This window comes from Bartonella sp. MR168JLCBS, from assembly GCF_042194175.1.
The window spans coordinates 1-831 of record NZ_JBHIMP010000260.1; the positions used below are offsets into that span (position 1 = coordinate 1).

General features: G+C 38.4%; 2 pseudogenes. One reads left to right on the top strand and one right to left on the bottom strand.

Annotation, left to right across the window (positions count from 1 at the left end):
* Positions 1 to 395 (top strand): annotated as a pseudogene (locus ACFIK8_RS10730) (glutamate--tRNA ligase); the annotation flags it as partial.
* Between the two features lie 62 nt (positions 396 to 457).
* Here ACFIK8_RS10730 and ACFIK8_RS10735 read toward each other — a convergent pair.
* Positions 458 to 831: pseudogene (locus ACFIK8_RS10735) on the bottom strand (ATP-dependent helicase); the annotation flags it as partial.

An 831-nucleotide genomic window follows, 5' to 3' on the forward strand; every position in this document is an offset into this window, starting at 1 on the left:
AGGAAGTTAAAACACGGCTTAAAAATCTTTCTATTGATGGAGAAAAGGCGGAGTGTTTTTGGAACGCGATAAGAAGCAATATTGACAAAGTAAATGATGCTGTTTTGTGGTGGAAAATGATTCATGATGACCAGAGCTTTGATCCAGTAGCACGTGAAGATCGTTCATTCGTGCGTCAGTCTCTCAATTTTTTTCCTGAAGGTCCATTAAATGATGAAAGTTGGAAAGTTTGGACGACGACATTAAAAGAAAAAACGGGTCGTAGAGGAAAAGCTTTGTTTATGCCATTACGTCAGGCACTTACCGGAATGGATCATGGACCTGAAATGGGGAAGCTTTTGCAGCTTTTAGGGCGTGAGAAAGTAATAGACAGATTGACTATACAAGGGGAGTAAGAGCAGCTATCAACCCCCAGAGTATTTTATTTTTTATGTCATCAAAGAAGCAAATTTTTATTTTAAGTGCGCATTTTTATGAGCATAAATGCTGGGATATCATCGCCAAATCCAGGAGGGATGTAACTCTTATTTTTTCGAGGATGATGTTGTTCAGGGGGATTTGCGTTATTATTAGTGGTTTTTATGTAACCAACTTTATCATCTTTCAAGGGCTTTTTAGTGTGAATAGCACGCCCTTTTTGAGCAATTTTCTTTGACAATTTTGGAGACTGTCTCTTTCCAAGGATATCATCTGTTTGATCATCGGTCGTTAATGTCGAGAGATCTCCATTGAGCCATTCAATTTTTTCATTGCTCATTTCTTCAATGGCACTGATATACTTTTGATCAGCTTTTGTGACGATCGTAAAAGCTTTTCCGCTCCGATTTGCAC